At 38.9% G+C, this 23,847-nt stretch carries 20 protein-coding genes; 5 read left to right on the forward strand and 15 right to left on the reverse strand.

From position 1 onward, the window contains the following. Positions 1-269: 269 nt before the first annotated feature. A complete protein-coding gene (locus MHH87_RS16790) occupies positions 270-1,754 on the reverse strand; it encodes a peptide MFS transporter (protein WP_340750429.1) in 1,485 nt (494 codons plus the stop codon). 585 nt (positions 1,755-2,339) lie between these two features. Here MHH87_RS16790 and MHH87_RS18975 point away from each other — a divergent pair. Further along, a complete protein-coding gene (locus MHH87_RS18975; protein ID WP_445683132.1) occupies positions 2,340-2,486 on the forward strand; it encodes a hypothetical protein in 147 nt (48 codons plus the stop codon). A 297-nt stretch (positions 2,487-2,783) separates the two neighbouring features. On the opposite strand, the gene hflX is transcribed toward MHH87_RS18975, so the two are convergent. Together hflX and putP are read right to left on the reverse strand one after the other, a co-directional pair. Further along, positions 2,784-4,052 (reverse strand): GTPase HflX, encoded by a 1,269-nt coding sequence (gene hflX / locus MHH87_RS16795; protein ID WP_445683133.1) that lies wholly within the window; start codon positions 4,050-4,052, stop codon positions 2,784-2,786. Positions 4,053-4,264: 212 nt separating this feature from the next. Beyond that, entirely contained in the window at positions 4,265-5,755 is a 1,491-nt protein-coding gene (gene putP, locus MHH87_RS16800; protein WP_340750433.1) for a sodium/proline symporter PutP, read from the reverse strand. Positions 5,756-5,967: 212 nt separating this feature from the next. On the opposite strand from putP, the gene MHH87_RS16805 reads away from it, so the two are divergent. The 4 genes from MHH87_RS16805 (at position 5,968) to MHH87_RS16820 (ending at position 11,590) form a co-directional block, all read left to right on the forward strand. After that, a complete protein-coding gene (locus tag MHH87_RS16805; protein WP_340750435.1) occupies positions 5,968-7,131 on the forward strand; it encodes a class I SAM-dependent methyltransferase in 1,164 nt (387 codons plus the stop codon). A gap of 468 nt (positions 7,132-7,599) precedes the next feature. After that, positions 7,600-8,220: a DUF47 domain-containing protein gene (locus MHH87_RS16810; protein WP_340750436.1), complete on the forward strand. Its 621-nt coding sequence runs from the start codon at positions 7,600-7,602 to the stop codon at positions 8,218-8,220. Between the two features lie 17 nt (positions 8,221-8,237). After that, positions 8,238-9,254, forward strand: a complete 1,017-nt coding sequence (locus MHH87_RS16815; RefSeq protein ID WP_340750439.1) for an inorganic phosphate transporter — start codon at positions 8,238-8,240, stop codon at positions 9,252-9,254. Between the two features lie 227 nt (positions 9,255-9,481). After that, on the forward strand, positions 9,482-11,590 hold the full coding sequence (locus tag MHH87_RS16820; protein WP_340750441.1) for an MMPL family transporter: 2,109 nt from the start codon (positions 9,482-9,484) through the stop codon (positions 11,588-11,590). A gap of 114 nt (positions 11,591-11,704) precedes the next feature. Here the strand turns inward: MHH87_RS16820 and MHH87_RS16825 are convergent, their stop codons facing one another. The 12 genes from MHH87_RS16825 to MHH87_RS16880 all read right to left on the reverse strand — a co-directional run bounded on the left by MHH87_RS16825 (position 11,705) and on the right by MHH87_RS16880 (position 23,787). After that, positions 11,705-11,917, reverse strand: a complete 213-nt coding sequence (locus MHH87_RS16825; protein ID WP_340750442.1) for a hypothetical protein — start codon at positions 11,915-11,917, stop codon at positions 11,705-11,707. Between the two features lie 18 nt (positions 11,918-11,935). Continuing rightward, complete coding sequence (locus tag MHH87_RS16830; RefSeq protein WP_340750444.1) at positions 11,936-12,397, reverse strand: hypothetical protein; 462 nt, start codon at positions 12,395-12,397, stop codon at positions 11,936-11,938. 87 nt (positions 12,398-12,484) lie between these two features. Beyond that, a complete protein-coding gene (locus MHH87_RS16835; RefSeq protein WP_340750446.1) occupies positions 12,485-13,564 on the reverse strand; it encodes an AI-2E family transporter in 1,080 nt (359 codons plus the stop codon). A 325-nt stretch (positions 13,565-13,889) separates the two neighbouring features. Next, entirely contained in the window at positions 13,890-15,587 is a 1,698-nt protein-coding gene (locus MHH87_RS16840; protein WP_340750448.1) for a M3 family oligoendopeptidase, read from the reverse strand. Positions 15,588-15,899: 312 nt separating this feature from the next. Next, entirely contained in the window at positions 15,900-17,642 is a 1,743-nt protein-coding gene (locus tag MHH87_RS16845) for a methyl-accepting chemotaxis protein (RefSeq protein WP_340750450.1), read from the reverse strand. A gap of 229 nt (positions 17,643-17,871) precedes the next feature. Beyond that, complete coding sequence (locus MHH87_RS16850) at positions 17,872-18,591, reverse strand: YebC/PmpR family DNA-binding transcriptional regulator (RefSeq protein WP_340750452.1); 720 nt, start codon at positions 18,589-18,591, stop codon at positions 17,872-17,874. 374 nt (positions 18,592-18,965) lie between these two features. Next, the gene (locus MHH87_RS16855) at positions 18,966-19,430 is read right to left on the reverse strand and encodes a low molecular weight protein-tyrosine-phosphatase (RefSeq protein WP_340750453.1); all 465 of its coding nucleotides are present in this window, start codon (positions 19,428-19,430) and stop codon (positions 18,966-18,968) included. A 136-nt stretch (positions 19,431-19,566) separates the two neighbouring features. Beyond that, positions 19,567-20,154: a lysophospholipid acyltransferase family protein gene (locus MHH87_RS16860; protein WP_340750455.1), complete on the reverse strand. Its 588-nt coding sequence runs from the start codon at positions 20,152-20,154 to the stop codon at positions 19,567-19,569. A gap of 72 nt (positions 20,155-20,226) precedes the next feature. Continuing rightward, positions 20,227-21,111: an NAD-dependent epimerase/dehydratase family protein gene (locus MHH87_RS16865; RefSeq protein ID WP_340750457.1), complete on the reverse strand. Its 885-nt coding sequence runs from the start codon at positions 21,109-21,111 to the stop codon at positions 20,227-20,229. A gap of 98 nt (positions 21,112-21,209) precedes the next feature. Next, entirely contained in the window at positions 21,210-22,049 is an 840-nt protein-coding gene (locus tag MHH87_RS16870; RefSeq protein ID WP_340750459.1) for a putative RNA methyltransferase, read from the reverse strand. A gap of 89 nt (positions 22,050-22,138) precedes the next feature. Beyond that, complete coding sequence (locus MHH87_RS16875) at positions 22,139-22,918, reverse strand: tyrosine-protein phosphatase (RefSeq protein ID WP_340750461.1); 780 nt, start codon at positions 22,916-22,918, stop codon at positions 22,139-22,141. Between the two features lie 110 nt (positions 22,919-23,028). Beyond that, positions 23,029-23,787, reverse strand: coding sequence for an SDR family oxidoreductase (locus MHH87_RS16880; RefSeq protein WP_340750463.1), 759 nt, complete (start codon positions 23,785-23,787; stop codon positions 23,029-23,031). Positions 23,788-23,847 lie beyond the last annotated feature (60 nt).

Below are 23,847 nucleotides of genomic sequence, written 5' to 3' on the forward strand. Positions count from 1 at the left end.
AATTGCTTGTCATTAAATTATTTTTCTTATCCACAAGCAAAAGTGCTAAAGCGCCCACTTAGCCCTGACAAGCTGCTTCCGAGTCCGAAGTGAAGGCGCGCTCTTTGCCTTCGCCAGAGGACAGACCGCGACCTCGAGGGGCTGGCGCTTTCTCCTAGAAGTTGCATGTACTTATTTGAACATTATCCCCAATGCAAAATTTAGGAATTTCCATAGCAAAATAAAACCCAGTTCGTAGATATTCTCTACAAACCAGGCTCTAAATAAACTTATTTTATTCCACGCATTGCTTTTGAAATTTTCGGCGTTAAAAATAGGATAACAATACCTAGCAGCACAGATAACGCACCAAGTACACCGAAATACGCTGTTTCAGAAATAACTTCGTAAATACGTACTAACTGTGCATTGATTGCAGATGCAGCTGAACTTGCTAAGAACCATAAAGCCATTGTTTGTCCAGCGAATGCCGCAGGAGCTAATTTTGTTGTTGCAGATAAGCCAACTGGAGAAAGTAATAGCTCCCCAAGTACTACTAGGAAGAATGAAAATACAACCCATAATGGACTAACTAAAGTTTCACCATCAGTAATTAATGAAGGAATCATCATTATGATGAATGAAGCTCCTGCAAAGATTAATGCGAAGGCGAATTTTTTCGGCGTAGATGGACCACGCTCACCCCATTTTGTCCAAAGTAGCGCAAATAATGGGGCTAATGCGATGATGAATAATGGGTTTAACGATTGGAACCATGACGGTGGAATTTCAAAGTTTCCAAGAGTTAAATCCGTACGAGTATCAACAAATGTTGCAAGGGTTGTTGCAGATTGCTCTGCGATTGCCCAGAACATAACGGCACTAATGAATAGTGGAACGTATGCTAATAAACGGGATTTTTCAACTTCCGTAGTTTTAGGACTACGGTACATGTAAATCATAAATACGGTAGGAATTAATACACCTAAAGTTGTAATTAATAACGAGAAGTTCTCAATACTTGCATTACCAGTAGTGTAAGCGATAATGCCTAAGACTAAGACTACAGCACCACCGATTGAGAAGTTGATTGCTGCTTTTTTCTTTTCTTGTTCGTTCATTGGGTTAGTTGGTTGAGAACCAGCTAAACCAAGATTTTTCTTAGATAACACGAATACGACTAAACCAATGAACATACCAACTGCTGATACTGCAAATCCAGCGTGGAAGCCCCATTTTTGTTCAGTCCAACCCACAAGAAGAGGTGACAAGAATGCACCCATGTTGATACCCATGTAAAAAATAGAGAAACCAGAGTCACGACGAGGGTCATTATCTGCATATAAATCCCCAACGACCGCTGATACGTTCGGTTTTAATAAACCTGTACCAATAATAATGAAGAACATTGATGCATATAGAGACATTGCGCCACCAGGAAGTGCAAGCGCAATATGCCCGATCATAATTAAAATACCACCGTAGAATACAGACTTTTGAGTACCTATAATACGGTCAGCAATCCAACCGCCAATAATTCCTGACATATAAATTAACGAACCATAAATCGACATGATTATATTCGCTTGTGAACGATCTAATCCTAACCCACCATCTTTTACTGCATAGTACATGTAGAAGATAAGGATGGCACGCATACCATAATATGAAAAGCGCTCCCAGAATTCAGTGAAGAATAGAGGAAATAATCCTTTTGGTTGTCCAACGAATCCTGTTTGAGGGACCGACTTTACAATTTCTTCTTTTGTATACATTGTAATACCCTCTTTCCAATTAATTACTATATTCCGATAATTGATTATTCTTAATTCAATTATCAGAAAACTACACTTCAATACATTAAAGTATTCAAGTGTAATTTGCAATAGTGATTATTAATGTTATAAAATTCTCTTTATTCTACATTTTCCGTTAATTATGCATTTTATTCGTTGTAAACACTAGCAATGACATTTGGTGGATTCTATTGCATAACAGTTTAAATTAATTTGGTTTTGTTGTCCGTTACGATAAATTACTTTATTCATATAATTTTTCCAACAATAATACTTATTGGCAAAAGAAAAAAGGCGATTACTTTGAGTATTTATAATTATCTACTCCGCAAACCAACTGGCGCAATAATATCAACGGATACATAACGCCACATGACAGTTCTAATTGTTATTGCAACTAATCGGTGTACTTATACATATAATATAAATAAAAAAAAGGTTCTACACCAAAATCTGAACTTGACAGCACATTCCACTCCAGGCGGTCGTTTCCGTTCCATGTGCCTATAAAGTAGTACACTTTCTTTTAAAGTAAAAAACATGTTTTGGTAAAGACCCAAAAAAATACAAGAAAAATATGCCGATAAAGGTTTAGTAGTACTAGCTTTGCCTTGTAATCAATTCGGTAAACAAAATCCGGAAGATGGTTTTAAAACACAATCATTTTGTAAAATTAACTACCACGCAACATTTCCCCCTTTTTTTCTTTAGATAGAAGTAAATGGCGATAAAACACATACCTTATTCAACTACTTGAAGCATGATATGAATCCGCGTGATATTAACAATAAAAATATGGTGGAGTTAATACGGGCAACACTTGTACACCGGTATTACCCAAACTATTAAATCGGGTGCAATATTCGTTGGCACTTTACGAAATTTTTTTGGCGAAGAAGAGTCAAGTTGTAAAATGCTTTAAGCCTACTGATCCTAAACTAAACATTGAAGAAATTTTATAAATAAATAAAGGAAGGTCGACTGATTAAATTGTCGACCTTCCTTTATTTATTTCACTACAAAATGCTCATATTTATTAAAATCAGATTCCTTTACCTCAACAGATAATAGTGTACCTTTTTCCTCATAACTAGTATTAAAAATCGTCGCATTTGTATTTAAATACGAAACGACTCCACCTTGATCATACGGAATGAGCATGTCACACTTCACATAATCTGAGAAGATTTGCTTCCGAATCATTAACAATAGCTCGTCAAGCCCCACTGGTTGCTTCGCAGAAATCCATATATTATCTCCGCTCACTAACGGATACTCCACACCCGCTAAATCGGATTTATTGTACACATATATAGTAGGAATATCTTCAACACCTACCGCCTTTAGCGTATCATTTGTGACGTCCATCATAAAACGATACTCCTCATTCGAAACGTCTACTACATGTAAGAGCAGATCTGCTTCACGCGCTTCTTCCAGCGTCGAACGGAATGCCTTCACTAGATGGTGAGGTAGCTTACTAACAAAACCAACTGTATCTGTTAATAAGAAAGATTTATTATCCGGTAATTCGATATTACGAACAGATGTTTCAAGTGTCGCGAACAGCATGTCCTTTTCAAATACTTGCTTGTTGTCCTCCTGCCCGATTTTTCGTAGCAGTTGGTTCATGATTGTCGATTTCCCGGCATTCGTATAGCCAACAATGGATACGACAGGCATTGCATTTTTACGGCGTTGCTTACGTTGTGTTTCACGCTGATCCTTTACCACTTCTAAATCCTTTTTAATTTTTGCAATTTGGTCCTCGATTTTACGACGATCCAGTTCGAGCTTCGTTTCACCAGCACCACGGTTTTTGAAGCCGCCTCCTGTACCACCACCTTGGCGAGATAGGGATGCATGAAGTCCCACTAAACGCGGGAGCATATACTGTAGCTGTGCAAGTTCTACCTGCATTTGTGCTTCGCGCGTTTTTGCACGGCGGCCAAAAATATCTAGTATGAGCATCGTACGATCGATTACTTTACATTCTAGATCACGCTCCAAGTTACGAATTTGTGATGGAGAGAGTTCGTCATTGAAAATAACAATATTGGCATCTACCTCATCAAAGAATGCCTTTATTTCTTCAATTTTCCCAGTTCCCACATAATGTGAAGGTGTCACACGCTCTAAATTTTGCGTCACCGTGCCAACAACTTCTACATTTAATGCTTCCGCTAAATTCGCTAGCTCTTCCATTGAATATTCAAAATGACTATTTTTTTGTAAATTGACGCCAACTAAAATTCCTTTTTCAATCAATGTTTCAATGTCTTTTAAATTACTCACTAATTTGCCTCCCTTAAACAAAGGTTTGTATTTCCATCGTAACATAGAATACCCATTTTTTATTTATAAAGACACCTCTCGTACCAAAATAGGACAAGATGATGTCCTTTATAATTTGCTTAAGAAAGCGATTCGTTCTTAACTACTAAAAGTAAAAGCCCACGACGAAATTTGCCGTGAGCTCTAGCCTAGTATTATTTTTCTTTGTTTAATAGTTCAAGTGTTCGATTGAATTCTGCTTCAATCTCTTTATTTGGCTTATAGGTTACTAAACTAACAATTATCGCGACGAATAAACAAACTAAGAAACCTGGTACGATTTCATAAAGCTGATCAGAAAGGGATGTTTTGCCCCAAATAAATGCCGTCAAAGCACCCGTAATCATGCCAGCAAGTGCACCTATATTTGTTAATTTACGCCAAAATAACGCCAATAAAATAATCGGTCCAAAGGCAGCACCAAACCCTGCCCATGCAAAGCCAACTAAACTTAAAATCGAGCTATCTGGATTCCATGCGAGCACGGCCGCAATAACAGAAACAACCAGTACCGCTAATCGACCAACCAACACATAATGCTTATCTGTTGCGGATTTATTAAATAACGCTTTATAAATATCTTCTACTAATGCTGAAGATGTTACAATTAACTGTGATGAAATCGTACTCATAATTGCCGCTAAAATCGCCGCTAGTATAACTCCTGCGATAAACGGATGGAATAATAGCTGACCCATTACAATGAACACCGTTTCCGGATCCTTTAATTCTCCTAGCGTGCTTGCGTTTTGCTGATAATACGCAATACCAACCAGCGCTGTAGCAATCGCACCACCTAAACTTAAAATCATCCATCCAATGCCGATTCGACGCGCTTGTGTCATTTCCTTTACCGAGCTAATCGCCATGAAACGCACGATAATATGAGGCTGACCAAAATACCCTAACCCCCATGCAACAGATGAGATGACCCCCGCAACTGTCGCCGTTTTGGCAAATAAGTTTAAATGCTCCGGATTCACAGCTTTAATGGATTCGATCGTCTCACCAAGTCCACCCGTATAAAAAATACCAAACAGAGGTACCGTTATTAATGCTAAAAACATAATCAAACCTTGTAAAAAGTCCGTATAACTTACCGCTAAAAAGCCACCGAATAATGTATAGGCAACAACCACACCCGAAACAATTAATAACCCTGTATGGTATTCATAGCCGAATGAACTATCGAAAAACTTACCGCCTGCAACCATTCCTGACGATACATAAAACGTAAAGAATACTAAAATAATAATTCCGGAAGCAATCCGTATTAGCTTGGTGCTATCACGTAATCGATTGTCTAAAAAACTAGGAATTGTTATCGAGTCATTTGCTACTTGTGTATAAACACGAAGCCGCGGTGCCACAAATAACCAGTTTAAATATGCACCGACTGTTAACCCAATTGCAATCCACGCTTCTACTAAACCTGACAAATAAATCGCACCTGGTAAACCCATAAGTAGCCATCCAGACATATCTGCCGCACCCGCACTTAAAGCCGTAACAGCCGGACCCAGCCCACGTCCACCGAGCATATAATCACTCAAGTTTGAAGTTTTAACAAATGCATACCATCCAATTGCGAGCATTGAAACCAAGTAAATGGCGATTGCTAATAACTGAAACGCATTATCTGACATTAAACTCCCTCCTTTTCCTAATTATCTACAAGTCCACCGCACCACTTAATTGCCACAAAAAAATCCCAGTCCAAAACGTACTAAAGAAAAAATTCGGTTCATTCATACTATTCGACGAATTACTGCACTATGCAGAATATCCGTTCAAAGTACATTGCAATGTATGGTTATGTTAAACTAATGCCAATCACTTAAAAGAAAAGGCGGATATGATGGATTTTGAACAAATGAAAACGCAACTACTTGAGCTGTTGAACAATAGAACATTAATTAACGCAACAATTAGCCAACCGCGCCAAAAGTCAAATGAACTAAAACGTGTAAAGTTAAAGCCTATCGATTTGCGCGGCGTATATACAATTCAAATCGAGTACCAGTACGAGCGCATCCTGAAACATGCAAACGTGGCATTAGAAGAATTCCCCACGCATCTAGAAGCATTACTCGAGCAATTCCGTCAAATACACGCAGAATTCTCAACTGAAAAAGTTCATATACAGCTATCAAAGAAAAACAAAGTGCTTTGGAAATCAGACAAAACGGCAGAAATAAAACAGGTGAACCTATCACATAACCGTAAAAAACAATATTTACTGGACGATGCCACAGCTTACCCATTCCTTATTCGCCTTGGCGTACAAACAGAGGATGGCAAGGTAAAAAAACAAAAATACGATAAATTCAAGCAAATTAATCGCTTCGTCGAATTTATTGACGATTCTCTTGAGTACTTGCCGAAGGATCGCCAAATTCGTATTTTAGATTTCGGTTCAGGCAAATCGTATTTAACGTTTGCCCTTTATCACTATTTAAAAGTAGAAAAAGGCTTTAATATTCGCGTTACTGGATTGGATTTAAAAAAAGAAGTAATTGAGGAATGTAACCGCATTGCACAGGACCTAAATTATGATGATCTTGAGTTTTTAGTCGGTGATATAAATGATTTCAACGAAGAAACGGCTGTCGATATGGTCGTCACATTACATGCATGTGACGTGGCAACGGATATGGCTTTGGCTCGCGCTGTGAAATGGGGAGCAAAGGTGATTTTAAGTGTTCCTTGCTGCCAGCACGAACTAAATCGCCAGCTTCAAGCGCCTGCATTAGATGTGATGGTGCAGCATGGTTTAATTCGTGAACGCTTCGCCTCTCTTGCTACAGATGCAATTCGCGCAGAGCTTTTGTCACTTGTCGGTTATGATGCGCAACTGCTTGAATTTATCGACATGGAAAATACGCCGAAAAACATTTTAATTCGGGCTTACTTCACAGGAAAAAAACCATCCGAGGAACAACGAGCAAAATATAATGCATTCATACAGTTTTTATCTGCAACACCTTTTTTAGAAAATGAATTACGTGACTATTTGCAATAAAAATGAAAGGGCTGAAATAAACAGCCCTTTTTGTTGTACAGAAGTAATACATTTTAGTAATAAAAATTTAAAAATTCTGTTCCAAAATGATTTTGAATAAATACATTATTATATCAAATACTATAAAAATGTAACTGTTTTTGTTGCAACCTTGCTTTGACAATATTTCACACTCCGAAGTAACCAAACTATTCCAAACTTTTTTCAATCGTACGTTTTTTCCTTTGATTACTTGTGAAACTACTGATATTACTGACTTTATCACACTTTTATTATTCTTAGTCTTTTGCTAGGCTTTAGGTCCTATATATACCACTTGTGAAAGTGTGAACAAATCTTATATTACAGTATTGTAAAGATTGATAATACAACGTTAAAAATTGTGTAGATTCTTTATAGTTTTTGTTATGATGAGTGAGGTTGAAAAATTACAAATCAAAACTTTTATATACATTCAGGAGGCATTCCATGTTTAGTTCAAGAAAGCAAGATCCATTCTTCGCAGCGTTACACAAAATTGCTGAAAACGTCCAAGAATCGGTGCATTATGCAAATGATTACCGTATCGAAACAGTAGCAGATTTAAAAGAAATTAGCATTCGTATGAAGCAATATGAAACTACTGGTGATAAATTAATTCATGAATTGATCGTAATGTTAAACAAGTCATTCATGACACCAATTGAGCGTGAAGATATTTTAGCTTTAGCAATTCGCATGGATGATATTTTAGACGGTACAGAAGGCACAATTGCCCACTTTGAAATGTTCTCTTTAATAGAAATCGATGAATCAATGCGTACCTTCCTTGGCTACATTGTAAAGTCAGCAGATGAAATCGTAAAAGCGATGGACCTTTTAAATAAGAAGGATTTAGTTGGTATGCGCCAACATGCAATTCTGATTAAGGACTATGAGCGTCAATGTGACGAAGTACTTCGTTCATCAATTAAACAATTATTCTTAAACGAAAAAGATCCAATTCGCTTAATCAAATTCAAAGACATTTATGAGCAATTAGAAGAAATTGCTGACTACTGCCAAACAGTAGCTAATACAATCGAAACTATTATTATGCGTAACGCGTAAGAGCGGGAGAATTACTAATGGACATAATATTAATCATCACGTTATTAGTCGTTGCTTTCGCATTACTATTCGACTTTATTAACGGCTTCCATGATACAGCCAATGCGATTGCGACTTCAGTTTCAACGCGTGCTCTACCACCACGTGTAGCAGTACTTATGGCGGCATTTATGAACTTTATCGGGGCCATCACATTCGTAGGGGTTGCAAAAGCAATTGCGAGTGACATTGTTGACCCATTTGCTTTATCTACACCTGAAGCACCTTTAATTGGTTCAGTCGTTATTTTAGCAGCTTTACTTTCAGCTATTACTTGGAACTTAGCAACATGGTACTTCGGTATCCCATCTAGTTCTTCACATACACTAATCGGGTCAATCGCTGGTGCGGCAATTGCAGCAGCTGGCTTTGACATCTTAAACTATACAGGCTTTATTAAAATTCTTGAGGCGCTACTTTTATCGCCATTCATCGCTCTTGCAGCCGGTTTCTTAATGATGTCTCTATTTAAAATAATCTTTAAAAACACAAACCTTTATAAAACAAATAAAGGCTTCCGTACAATGCAAATCTTCACTGCGGCAATTCAATCATTCACACATGGTACGAATGATGCGCAAAAAGCAATGGGTATTATTACGATGGCTTTAATTGCTGGTGGCTTACAGCATACAGATGATGTTCAAGGTTGGGTGCGTCTTGCCTGCGCAGTTGCAATGGGTCTTGGTACGTCAATCGGTGGTTATAAAATCATTAAAACAGTTGGTGGTAAGATTATGAAAATCCGCCCAGTAAACGGGGCTGCTGCTGACTTAGCATCTGCAACGGTTATTTTTGGAGCAACATTAATTCACTTACCGGTATCAACAACACATGTTATATCATCTGCTATTATGGGTGTAGGTTCTGCGCAACGTGTGAAAGGTGTTAAATGGGGAACGGCTCGTAAAATTGTCTTAACTTGGATTATTACAATGCCGATATCTGCTTTAATGGCGGCAATCATCTATACAATCTTAAATTTATTCTTTTAATAAATAATAAAAATAGGGCTATGTCAAAAAAGTGGAAATCCAACTTTTGACATAGCCCTTACTACGTTAAAGAGTTAGCTGTTCAAGGATTTCGCGTCTGTCCGTAATGCCCTTCACTAAATGAATGTGTCTTAGTAGCCTAGTGAGACACAATCTTCTTTATACATTTTTTTGTAATATGCTTTACACTAGAGGAAAAGATTAATGAGAGAGGCGGATTTTTAAGTATGCACGCTTTATCTATATTCGTAACAAAAAACGCAAAAAGTATTATAGCTATTTGGGTCGTGTTTTTTGCTGTTATGGCATTCTTCGCTATTCAATTACCTACAAAATTACAGGGAGATGGGTTCTTTGTAGAAGATGATCATATACGTATCACCGAAGAGCTTTCTGAAACGTTCGGTCTTCCCGCCAAAACGATTTTTGTGTTGTTTGAGAATAAGTCGGATGAAGAAATCAAAGACATCTTAACAACTATCGAAAAAGTAGAGGAAATCAGTTCTATCACCTCCCCCATCGGCATTGATGCCTTAAGTAAAGACGGCATTTCCTATGCAATGCTTGATTTTGATAATACGGTTAATAATTATCCAGCGATTGTGGACGAAATCCGTACAATTTTAACGAATGAGGTTGGGGTTGCCATTACGGGTGAACCCGTTATTAATGAAGATATTAATGTAGCGAGCCAAAAGGATTTAATGCAAGCCGAGGCAATTGGCGTACCGATTGCGATGATTGTACTACTGCTAGCATTCGGTACGGTTGTTTCCGCACTGCTACCCATTATTATTGGTGGCGCCACGGTTATTTCTGCATTTGGAGTTTTAACGCTACTTAGCGAGACATTTAATTTATCAATTTTTGTTTTGAACATTGTGCCCATGCTTGGTCTTGCGCTTAGCATTGACTTTGCGTTGTTATACATTAACCGTTACCGTGAGGAGCGTGAACAAACATCTGTTGAAGAAGCTGTCAAAACATCAATTCGTACAGCAGGGCGCTCCATTATTTTCTCCGCTGTTTGCGTTATGATTGGGCTTGGTGCGATGGTTGTTATTGAAGTGGAGATTTTCCAAAACATCGCATTAGGTGGCACGATTGTTGTATTTTTAGCGGTAGTATCTGGCTTAACTTTACTACCTTCAGCAATTTTATTATTAGGTGATCGTCTGAATAAATGGCGCCTATTCCGTGTTAGACGAGTTACCACTCGTTGGCAGCGTTTTGCGTCGTTTGTCATGAAGCGTCCTATTATCATTATCTTTGTAGCTTTTATTTTACTTGGGATTGCAATGATTCCTATTAAGGATATGAAGCTAACGATTCCTTCTACAGATGCGCTACCAACATCTTATGAAGCGCGCCAAACATACGATAAACTCGCAGCAACATTTGGTTTAGGTGAAGAAGCAGTTGTTTTTCTACTTGCTGAGCGTGAGGGAGGCTGGGAGGATGCGGACGGCCTTGAAAAGATGATGGCAATCCAGCAGCATCTTGAACAGTACCCGCTTGTAACAAAGGTAAATTCGATGTTTACTTCCGCACAAATAGATTCAGTAAACAAGTGGCAGGCTGCAATGACAAATCCTGAAAGCCCAGCTTACCTACAAACAGTTCGGGATTACTTCGTGCAAGACGAGCAAATGTATCTAACGTTCTCACTTGATGCAGACGGTGCCTCAAGTGAAGCCCAAGCCTTTGTACGGGAATTAAAGGACGAAGATTTAGGCGTTACGTTTGGGCTATCTGGACGACCGAAGTTTAATCAGGAAATTTTTGATGAAATTGCGAGCAAAATTGTTGTAGCGCTTGCCATTATTGTGACGACAACATTTATTATTTTAATGATTGCCTTCCGCTCAATCTTAATTCCGTTAAAGGCCATCATTATGAATATTATCGGTTTAGGCGCGACATTTGGCATTCTCGTTTATATATTCCAGTTCGGTCATTTCGGACTGGAGCCAGGGACGATTGTGCTGATTATACCCGTCATCACATTTTGTTTAGTATTCGGTCTCAGTATGGACTATGAGGTATTTTTAATTTCTCGCATTCAAGAGGAATACCAAAACGGCTCGAACAATACAAAGGCAACGATTGACGGGCTCGTTTCAACGAGTAAAATCATTACGTCAGCCGCGCTGATTATGATTGTTATTACAGGGGCGTTTGCCTTTACAGATGTTATTCCAGTCAAACAAATTGGTGTCGGCATTGCGATTGCTGTAGCCATTGATGCAACGATTATTCGTTTACTGCTCGTGCCAAGCTTAATGCGTCTATTTGGCGATTGGAACTGGTGGTTGCCGTTTAGAAAAAAACGTTAATACGTTAAAGAGCGAACTACGATAATATTCGTAGCTCGCTCTTTTTTTCAAGTCCTATCTTCTTGAGAGAAATGCATTTTTTTGATTCTGTACATTTAATACACGGAAGTTCAGTTAACTACGTATCACAACGGATTGCTCTACTACCGGTGTCACATAGCTTGTATCGTCCATGTCAATTTCTTTAGCCGGTTTTGGGTCCCAAACTGCATAAAAGATTTGAATGGCTATAACAATTAAAACGCATACAGCTAAAATTGTTCCTACAATCATAAAAGCCACTTTCTTACCAGTAACTTCTTTACCTGGTGCCACTTTTTCTGACATATCTATTTCCCCCGCATTTTATTTAGTCGATCTAAAGCCTTCTTCTCGTAAATATTGTACTGCCGATTCGCGCGTTCCAAATGCTTCTTCTAAATTATCCTGGTGGTACACATTCCAAGAGCGATTTTCAAAAACTAACTCTAATTTTGTTCCTTCTCGTGATGTCCATGCTTCAACAATCGGTGAATCATCAATTTCCTCAGATAAATAGTCAATCGACGCAGTAATAATTTCTCGTAATGCATCTTCATCGTAATCACGAATGTTCACTAAACCTTGATCACTTGCTTCTTTTTCATATTTCAACAAATCGCCAACGAAAACAAAGCCGTTACCATTTGGATGTAATTTTTCAACAACAATCGACTTTTCATAAAGCGTCGCTTCAAAGTGATAATTTAAACGCTTTAATGAAACCTCTTTTTTCGTTAATTCGGGGAATGATTCAATGATTGCTTGTTTCTGTTCAAATGTTAGCATTGTATGCTCCTTTACTTTTCAATCTTACTTTTTTAGTATACCTTGTTCGCGATTAATTAAAAAGAGAAGCACGTTCTCTCCCTACTGCTATACCGTCTTTGTAGCGGTTTCTTTGATTTTCTTACGCTCATGATAAATATTTTGTACGATGACCTTCAATACCGCATAGGTTGGGATGGCCACTAAAATACCAATGAAACCAGCAATATTACCTGCTGCTAGTACAAGTGAAATGACCGTGAGTGGGTGAATGTCTAAAGATTTCCCCATGATATTTGGTGTAATTAAATTACTTTCTACTTGTTGGGCAATGAGCGTAATGACACCTACCCAAACTACTAAAATGGGTTCCTGAATAACCGCGACAATTAAGGCGGGAATTAGTGAAAGCCATGGCCCAATAAACGGAATCATATTCATAAAGAATGCAGAAATAGCCAGTAATAATGAATACTCTAAACCAATAATTAAATAGCCTATAAACATCATTATCGCAAGTAAAAGACTAATGAGTACTTGTCCTTGTACATAGCTACGTAACACTCTATCGACATCTTCAAGTGTTTCTTTGATCCAAGTGCGGCGTTCCCCAGTAAATAAATCGTAAATTTGTGGAGCAAATTTTTCATGATCTTTCAGCATAAAAATAAAGAAAAACGGCACTAAAATTAATGTGAATGTCGTGGATACCGCCCCACTTACAAATGAGACAATCCATTTACTACTTGTAATTGCGATGTCTTGGATTGAGTTAGTAATCGACGTGACAAACTCCTCCACTTGAGGCGGAAGATTTTTACTGTTATCAATTACATAATTGGTCACTTCTTCTATCTTTTCGCCTAAATACGGTGCATTCGCTGCTAAATTATTGACCTGTGTGGCAATCGGATTACCAATTAATAATAAAAGACCTATTACGAGACCGGCTAATACAAGCACAATTGTTGTAAGACTTCCCCAACGCGGCATGCCACGCTTTTCTAAAAGTCGCTGCAACGGCTCGGATACATAGTACAACACACCCCCAAGTAGTAAAGGAATTAAAATCGTTTTAAAAATAATGACAATTGGATTAAAAATTGAGCGAATCTCAATAAAGTATTTAACAATTAATAATGCAATTAATATCCCAATCCCTACTTGAAACCAAAGCTTCTTTGTCATTTTCTAACATAACTCCCTTTCTGTCAGCTCTATCAGTACATTCTGCCCTATTGCTTTATTATAAATCTATTTACGTTTTTGTCTGTAAAAAAGTGTCACCAATTGAAAAAACCTCTCCAAAAATTTCTAGAGAGGTTACTTAAATTATGGCGCTGTTAAACGCTACTGTTGTTTTATTAGCTAATACAACCGTGATAAAGACCAACGTGGGTGTCATTATAGGAGTAGCATGTATACCACCCGTTGCGCAAGGCTTGGTTGTAGTAAGTGTTCACTACTAATGTTTAATTCAAAAAAACAACACTGTTATTTAACATAACCTATATTATAAAGCTTGATCGTCTACGCTATTTAAGTACGTTTCAATCGTATCAATAACTGACTCTACACAGCCTTCTTCAAACGGTGATATTAAGCCTGCCTCGCGCACTAAGTTTGTGAATGATTGAGATCCACCCAGTCCGCAAAGATGTACATAATCTTTCCAAGCCGCATCAAAATCTTCGCGTGAACGCTTCCAGAATTGGAAAGCACAAATTTGTGCTAGTGTGTAATCAATATAGTAGAAAGGATTTGCATAAATATGCGCTTGACGTTGCCAGAAGCCGCCCATCTCTAAATATTCATTGCCATCATAATTACGGTGAGGTAAATATTTCTCTTCAATTTCTTTCCACGCTGCCTTACGCTCTGCTGGTGTCATTTCTGGATTTTCATACACAACATGCTGGAACTCATCCACTGTTACACCGTATGGCAAGAATAAAAGCGCTCCACTAAGATGCGCGAATTTATATTTCTCTGTTTGGTCTTTAAAGAATAGCTCCATCCACGGCCACGTGAAGAATTCCATACTCATTGAATGAATTTCACAAGACTCATATGTCGGCCACAAATATTCAGGGATTCCGATATTGCGGCTTGAATACACTTGGAACGCATGCCCCGCTTCATGTGTTAATACATCAATATCACCTGACGTACCGTTAAAGTTTGAGAAGATATACGGTGATTCATAATCTTCTATAAACGTACAATAGCCGCCGCCTTCTTTCCCCTTTTTCGCCTCTAAATCCATTAAGTCACGCTCAATCATAAAGTTAAAGAACTCGCCTGTTTGTGGAGATAGCTCTTCGTACATTTTCTTACCGTTTTCAACGATCCACGCAGGCTCGCCTTGTGGTTTAGCGTTTCCAGATAAGAACTTTAAGCCTTCATCATAGTACTTGAAGTCTTCTACACCAATACGTTTTGCTTGGCGTTCGTATAATTTGCTGGCAAGTGGCACGATGAAATCACGTACTTGATCACGAAACTTTGCGACCATTTCTGCATTATAATCGACGCGGTTCATATTCACATAGCCAAGCTCAACATAGTTTTTATAACCTAACTTCGTTGCAATTTCATGACGTAATTTTACAAGTTGATCAAAAATAGTATCAAATTTTTCACCGTTTTGTGCAAAGAAATTAGTGCTCGTATCACGCGCTGCTTTACGAATGGCACGGTCAGTTGATTCACTGTAAGGTCCTAATTGGGCAAGTGTTAGTGTTTTCCCGTCAAACTCAATTTGTGCACTTGCTACAAGCTTGCTGTATTCAGAAACAAGCTTATTTTCCTTTTGCATGAGCTCAATGACTGCTGGTGAAAAGCCTTTAATTTGATTTTCCGCTAGAGCAAATAACTGCGTGCCCCATTTTTCTTCCAGTTGCGGGCGGAACGGAGATTTTACGAGCTCTTTGTAGTATTCAAAAACGATTTCTTCCGCTTCAGGCGATACTTCATCCAAGTAGTCGCGCTCTGTTTGATAAAACTCATCATTCGTATCAATCGAAGCACGGATATACACTAAATTGGCTTGTGTTGAAAAGTAATTACGTTGTGCATTGATTTTTTTAATTACTTCGCTTTGCTCTTCCACTGTTTGAGCCGCCTTGAATTGCTCAATATACGCACGTACGGCTAACTTCATTGCATCTAAATTGGGACGCTTATATTCATAGTCTTTAAAAGTAACCATTCTTCACCCTTCTTTCGACATTATTCGGATACCGAAATTTCTATCTCCATTATTTACTATTTCTGAGCTTGTTGCAACTATTCAGACATAAGAAAGTTGCTAAAGCGCTCGTTTGCATCCTAGTGAAAGATAATGCCGCAATCATCCACTTCATGTAAGCCCCCATTTCAAAGTTGTGGCGCTTTAGCAAAGATTTGAAAAAAAACAACTCATCCAAAATAGAGTGAGTTGATTTCCTTACTTATGTGGATGGGAAAGTTATCATTTCTTCTCCACAAAAAAAGTAAGAGAGTTCTCCTCCCTTACTCTAATCTACCTAATAGAGAATTGTTTAACCGATTCCTGAAGACCAATGATTTCATCGGACAAATCATTTGATGACTGTGTAATGAGCTCAATCGCACGCTGCTGCTCATCTACTGAAGCCGTTACCTCTTCTGTCATCGCTGCATTCTTTTCACTAATGGAGGCGATGCTTTCAATCGAGTGCATAATTGTATTTTTTGAAGCATTTAATTGAATGACACTTGTAGAGACATCTTCAATTGATGTAATAATTTTTCCAACAGCTCCCTCAATTTCCTTGAATGAGGTTTCTGTTAATTTCACAGATTCGTGTTGGTCTTGAACAATCGTGTATGTTTTAGACATTTCTGTCGTCACAAGGTTCGTTTCATTTTCAATGCCACGCAGTGTATTACGCACTAGGTCCGTTGCTTGGCTTGTCTGATCTGCCAACTTACGTACTTCTTCTGCTACTACGGCAAAGCCTTTACCATGCTCACCTGCACGCGCAGCCTCAATGGACGCGTTCAATGCCAGTAGGTTAGTCTGATCTGAAATCTCGTTAATTGTGCCAACGATGCCTTCAATTTCCTTCACCTTAAAAATTAAACTGCCAAATACACTTTGCACCTTCGTAATCAGTTCATACGTTTCATTCGAACGTTCCTTTAATGTGCTTAAATTACGTAAACCTTGTTCATTGGATTGACGCATTTGTTCAGAGGACTCTAACATCGATTTATTTTTCACATGTAGCTGATCAATTTCATCTGCAAACTGCATTGTCGAACGATTTGTCTCTTCTGCATCAACCGCCTGCTGCGAAGCCCCCCTTGCAACTTCTGTTACAGCATTGACGATATCCTCACCGAATGCTGTCGTTTCTTCTGCAACCGCTGTTAAATTCGACGATGTTCCCTGGATTTCCGTAATCGTTTTTTCGACATCTGTAATTAACATCTTTAACTGCTCAACCATGTTATTAAAGCCATCATTTAAAATACCAACTTCATCGCTACGGCCGATTTGTTCGATTTCTACGGTTAAATTCCCTTTAGCCACTTGTCGAACACGGCCAGCTAATCTTTGTAAAGGTAATGCCAGGTGGCGCGAGAACAACATTGCTGCTATTCCACCAAGTACAGTTGCGACTGCTATTGTCAGGACGATTACCTTCAACAATGCCATCGCTGGTGCATTAAAGTCCTGAACATAGGTACCTGATGCCACGATCCAGTTCCAGTGAGGATCTAGCTTCGAATATATTAACTTTGGTGCAACGGCTGTTTGACCAGGTAACTCGAACTCATAGTAAGTAAATCCACCGCCTGCTAATGCTTGGTTTTTTACTTCACGTATAAAATATAATCCAGAGCCGTCTTGAGCATCCCATAAATTATCGCCTTCACGTGTTGGATGACCAATTAATGTACCGTCATGATCGAGAATATAAATGTAGCCATTTTCCCCTAAATCGCTCGGGTACGATAACGTTCGTTTACCTTCCCCATCTTTCTCGCCAATCAGTGCCGTATACACTTTCTCCTGCGCCTCTTCTAATGTCAGTGTACCGTTTTTCACCTGCGCATCTGCCGTGGCAATTAACTGCATAGACGTTTCAACACTATTTTTTATAATTGTTTCGCCAAGTTCATCCATCCCTTGCTTTGCCTGCATATAGCTAACAAGACCGATAATCACACTTGGAATCAAAAATAGTAAGAATGAAAATATTAATAACTTCCCTTGAATAGTACGTAGAAACCTCATTCATCATCACCACTTTTCTATTTGTTTGAATATTTATTCTTTATTTACATTATTACACAAACAGAAAATTAAACAATGTGAAAATCGGTTTTTTGTAGATTATAGTCAATTTTCGCTATAAAAAACAGGAAAATACACTTCACTCATTATACTATGGAGCCTACTCATTTTATTTTTCAAAAAAAAAAATCCAATAGCATCAATCGCTACTGGATTTCGTCATTATTAACTATTCACCTAAATCGGCATTGTGGTATACACGTTGAACGTCTTCTAAATCCTCTAATGCGTCAATCATTTTTTCGAATTTCACTGCATCTTCTTCAGATAAAGTAACTTCTGTTTGTGGAAGCATTGTCAATTCAGCTACTGTGAATTCAGTAATACCTGCTACTTGTAATGCTTCTTGTGTAGCATGGAATTGATCCGGTTCCGTATAAATGATGATTGTTCCTTCTTCATCCAAAATATCGCGAGCATCTAAATCCGCTTCCATTAAGATTTCAAGAATTTCATCTTCTGTTTTGCCTTCGATTCCAAATACAGCGGTTGCATCAAACATGTAAGCAACGGAACCACTTACACCCATGTTGCCGTTGTTTTTTCCGAATGCTGCACGTACGTCAGAAGCTGTACGGTTTACGTTGTTTGTTAGTGCATCCACGATTACCATTGTGCCACCGATACCGAAACCTTCGTATCGTAATTCGTCGAAGCTCTCCTCGCCGCCGCCTTTAGCTTTATCAATTGCTTTTTCAATAATATGCTTCGGTACTGAGTATGTTTTTGCACGTTCTAAAACGGTTTTAAGTGCGCGGTTAGATTCTGGATCTGGCTCCCCAGATTTTGCAGCTACATAAATTTCACGACCAAATTTTGCATTAATACGGCTAGTACTTGCGTCTTTAGAAGCTTTCTTTTCCTTGATATTATTCCATTTACGACCCATTTGGATTCACTCTCTTTCACATATATAAAGTAACTTAGTACTTTAAAAGACACATCTCACTCACTACAGAGCGAGATGTTGCCCTTTCCTATGTGGTTAAGAAATTTATACTTTCTTAACCACGAAAAAATTTATTTATGACTTCATTATTATACATAAATACAATGCGAAATTAAATTCCAAAGTATGAATTTCTGTTATGCCATTGGATTTTTTTAATATACCTTCTTCTAAATCAGCTTTTACTTTAACAAGGTTTGCCTAGGCACCAGCTTAGAAAGACACATCTCGCCCAGTATAGGGCGAGATGATGTCCTTACTTATGTAGATAAGAAAGTGATAATTTCTTATCTACTAAATAATCGGCCATTAATTCAAGCTCTAGATGGTTTCAAAATCAGCTCCAACAGTGCCTCGCAACCCTCAACTGCAAGCCCGTACGTTTCCTGAAAATCACCCGTATACCACGGATCCGGTACATCCATTTTGTGTGACGTTAAATCAAGGAAACGGAAGATTTTCTGGCTATCCGGCTCTCCTAGCATATCACGGATATTTTGTACATTACTCGCATCCATCCCGACAATATAATCAAACGCTTCAAAATCATTTTTCGTTAATTGGCGGGCACACATACCACTCGTAGAAATGCCGTATTCTCTTAATTTTGCCTGCGTTCCTTTATGAGGTGGCTCATCGATATGCCACGAGCTTGTCCCCGCTGAATCAAATTTTATTTCCGCTGACAGTCCTTGCTGCTCAACTAAATCACGCATAACCGCTTCTGCCATTGGTGAACGACAAATATTACCGAGACAAACAAACAATACTCGAATCATCAAAATCCCTCCTATTAGAAAGACACATCTCCCCTAAAAATATAGGGCGAGATGATGCCCTGTATTATGTGGTTAAGAAAGTTTTACTTTCTTAACCACCGAAAAAACACTCCCGTTTTACGAGAGTGTCTTGGACTTATTTAGCTTTTAATTCATTTGTTAAACGCGCCAGTTCTTCTTCTAAATGCTGCATAGATGCCTCGCGCGCTTCTTTTCCGCTCTCTACCATAAACGGCTTGCCGTAAAGTAAATAACCCTTTTCACGTTTTAGCACACCTTTGATATTACGCGGGCCAATATACGCTGCCGGCACGATCTGCGCTTTTGATAGCTGAGCAATCGTAATCGCACCCGCCTTTAAATCTGTGTTTTCTGCGCTACGCGTACCGCTCGGAAATATCCCGACAATATTCCCTTCTTTAATAAGTTGACGGGGGATTTTAATAACACTCGGCCCCGGATTATCACGATCTACTGGAAATGCATTTAGCTGTTTAATTAACCAACCAAGCCCTTTCATATCAAACAATTGTTTTTTCGCCATGAAATGAATTTCACGCGGAATCATTGAAACACCTAAATTAAAAATATCCACATAGCCATTATGCGTACACGCGATGACAAAGCCGCCATCCTTCGGTAAGTTTTCCTGACCATATACCTTTGCCTTTGAACCATTAATCATTAAAAATACTTTTACTACTGTTGCTGCAAATTTATACACGATTGTTTCCTACCTTATTATTATGATGCCTCCATTGTAATCGAAAACTACGTCTCGGTTCAATGAACAGTATTAAGTTTCACTATTTTTAGCAATAGCTGTGACTAACTCTTGAAGCCAACTATGTAAGTCACTGAAAGTAAACCCTGCTTGCTGCGCCTTTGTATTGTGCATATACCAGGAAGATGGGATTGCATAAGGCGAACGAATATCTTCGTTACCAAGTAGTGCAATTTTCGCACGCTTGCCCGTTGCCTCCTCAACTAACTCCAACAGTGCTTTTAATGAAATTACCCCGTTTGCTGTGGCGTTGAACGGACCTTCTACACCACTCATGCCCGCCCATAGTAAGAAACGTGCGGCTTCACTTGCCTGAATAAACGACATTTTCGCATCCATATTGACAAATCCAATCGGCTCTCCGTTTGCAACCCGGTGAACATGGAAATGCAGACGCTTTGTGTAATCATCTTCACCCATAACAATCGGGAAGCGCACCGCTACGACCGGAAATTCAGCATATTTATAAAATACTGCCTCTGCCTGACGTTTGCCTTCACCGTAAGTAAAGTCCTCGATATTGCCCATTCGGATTTCATACGTAAACGGATCAAAATCTGCTTCAACTTTAGCCATACCGTCTATTGCGTAAGTTGATAAAGTAGATGTCAGTACTAGCTTGCCAATGCGCCCATTGAAAATATCACAAAAAGCTTTTGCTTCATTGGGTGAATAACAAATATTGTCATACACAATATCAAAGCTACGTCCTGCTACTGCAGCAGCGAATGCTTCTTTATCACGACGATCTAGCTGAATATGCTCGACCTCATCGCCAAATGGATTGATAGTTTGCCCGCGCGTCACAATCGTTAGGTGATGCCCTTCTTCAATTAATTGCTCCACTAATTTACGTCCAAAAAAACGGGTTCCGCCAAGCACTAAAATATTCTTCATTTAAGTAACCTCCTTTGCAGCGATTATCCGCTAAATAGTAATACCCTTAAAATATATTAATTCACAAAATTTTACAACAAATATAAAAAAAGAGCGCGCTAGCTGCACGCCCCAACTAAAATATTCAAATCAATCGTAATTTCACTAATCTCGATGGCTTTGTGGTTTTCAATATGCCAGCCCATTGGTGTCATTTCTAACAGCTTAGGTACAAGTGATACTTCTAGTGGCATCGTGTACGTAATGCGCGTTACCGCAACTCGGTCAAAGCTTTCTTTAAAGCGCTCCACCGTTTGCTCATTCGAGTAGCTTTCTTTTTCAGAATCCGCGAATGCCTGTGCACGTAACTCTTTTAGGTAACCTGCCTGTGGTACAACTTTAATAACCTTGCCACCCGGTTTTAATAAGCGCTTAAACTCCTCGTAATTTGCAGGCGATAAAATATTTAAAATCGTATCGAATGACTGTGCATTATACGGACTATTTGCTAAATCACCGACACACCAAATCAGTCCTTCGTAAAACTTTGCTGCCGCTAAAATGCCTTCCTTGGCAATATCAATGCCTACACCTACTGAATTTTCTAGCTTCGTACAAATTCTTTGCAAATGAGAGCCTTCTCCGCAGCCCGTATCTAAAATGACCGGTGCCTCGCCTTCGATCAAACTCGCTATTGTCTGTTGCATAGTATCGTATAGACCGCTTACGATAATTTGCTGACGCGCCTCGAATAATTCCTTACTGTACATTGAACCTGCTGGACGGTGCATTAAATTAATATAGCCCTGCTTCGCAATATCAAATGAGTGATTGCTTGCGCAACTCATCTTTCCTTCTTCACTTACCGTCATTGCTTGCGCGCAAATTGGACAAGCGAATAGTGGTTCATTATTTTTCATCGTTTGTATACTGATCGCTCGTTTTGATAATTGGCCCATCGTCATTCTCCTTACTACTTGTTCGTTTTGTATCGTATCATACTAAACAAGAAAAATCCCTTATGCCTACATGACATAAAGGACGGCCGTTACAGTAAATATTCATTTTGCAACTGCTTGCGCATGTCTCGAGAAATCGCAAATTCATGCTCTAAAAATTGCTCCGTCGATTCATAGCGCCGCTCAATCTCACGAAATACGGCATTTAAATATTGCTCTTTTGCCGACATAATATCGTAAAAGTGAGTTAGCTCCAAATTGCTATAATTTTTACTTACAGTATGAGCTAATTTTTCAACCATCGTCGTCAGTAAATTATTTGTTACTAAATAATCCTGCATAATCGTTTCCTTCGGTACATCGAGCGCCATTAAAATGAGTGCACCGCCAACACCTGTTCGATCCTTGCCTGCTGCACAGTGATGCAGTAAACCCAAATTCGTTTTTTCCTGAATGAGCTTCATCAACGCTTGGAAAGACGGATTATTAAATGGCATTTGTGCATAGAACTGCGCAAACGTATCCGCATCAACCTGTTTATAAAAATCCAGATTGGTTTGTTCCTTTTGTGAAACGCTCGGCATTTTGAAAGGTGCTGATCCTTTTGCTGGTACCCTTATATTTTGAACGCCCTCAATGGCTGGGTCTGGATTATTCGTTGCTTCATGTTCATCCCGGTAATCAAAGATTGTACGAATTCCTAAGCTTTGTACTTTACGTCTATCCTCTTCGGTCATTTTCGTTAAGCTAGCTGATCGAAAGAAAAGCCCGTTTCGAACTTTGCGTCCATCTTGCGTTGGATAGCCGCCCATATCTCGGAAATTAAGTACCCCGTCTAATGCAATCACGCGTTCTGTACTATATGGCATAAATTCTCCCCCCCCACGTATGCTGTCTATTTTCTTATTCGCAGTTTGTTGAAAAGTCGCAAAAAGCTCGGCACTACTGCACCGAGCTTCCTATTAATCTAATCTATTTACTAATAGGCAGTCCAACCTGCATCTGCAGTTACAATAATTCCGTTCACAAAATCGGAGTCATCTGAAGCTAAAAATAAAGCTACCTTGGCGATATCTTCTGGTTCTCCGTTACGCGGATTAAAACCGACACCTGCCATCGCACGACTAATGCCGAACTCATTTGGCTCTTTTAATGATGCGGTAATATTCGTATTCACTCCTCCAGGTGCAATCGCATTACAACGAATGCCCTTGCCCGCATACTGAAAGGCTGTATTTTTTGTTAAACCAACAACTGCATGCTTAGCAGCTGTGTAAGACGCACCCGCACGTGAACCATATAAACCACCAATTGATGCAATATTTACAATAACCCCTGCACCCTTCTCTAAGAAAATCGGCATTGCCTGACGTGTTGCACGCATGACGCCCTTCACGTTCACTTCAAATACACGATCCCACATATCATCTGTCACATCGCCAATTGGAGAGAAATCATCCATAATTCCGGCATTATTTACTAAAATATCAATTGTTCCATAACTATTTAACGCTGCTTTAATGAGCTTATGAATATCACCTTCATTTGCCACATTGGCCACTACTGCTGTTGCAGTTCCACCAAGCGCCGTAATTTCTGAAACTGTAGCCCCCGCACCTTCCAATGTTAAATCTGAAACAACTACTTTCGCACCTTCCTGCGCATAAAGAATTGCGATTGCCTTTCCCATACCAGAAGCTGCACCTGTAACGACTGCCACTTTATCTTGAAGTCTCATAAACAAATCCCCCTCAATCGTGATGTTATTTATTCCCATATTGTGTATCTTCTGTTTATT

The organism is Solibacillus sp. FSL H8-0538 (genome assembly GCF_038003525.1).
In the GTDB taxonomy this organism is placed as follows: Bacteria; Bacillota; Bacilli; order Bacillales_A; family Planococcaceae; genus JBBOPI01.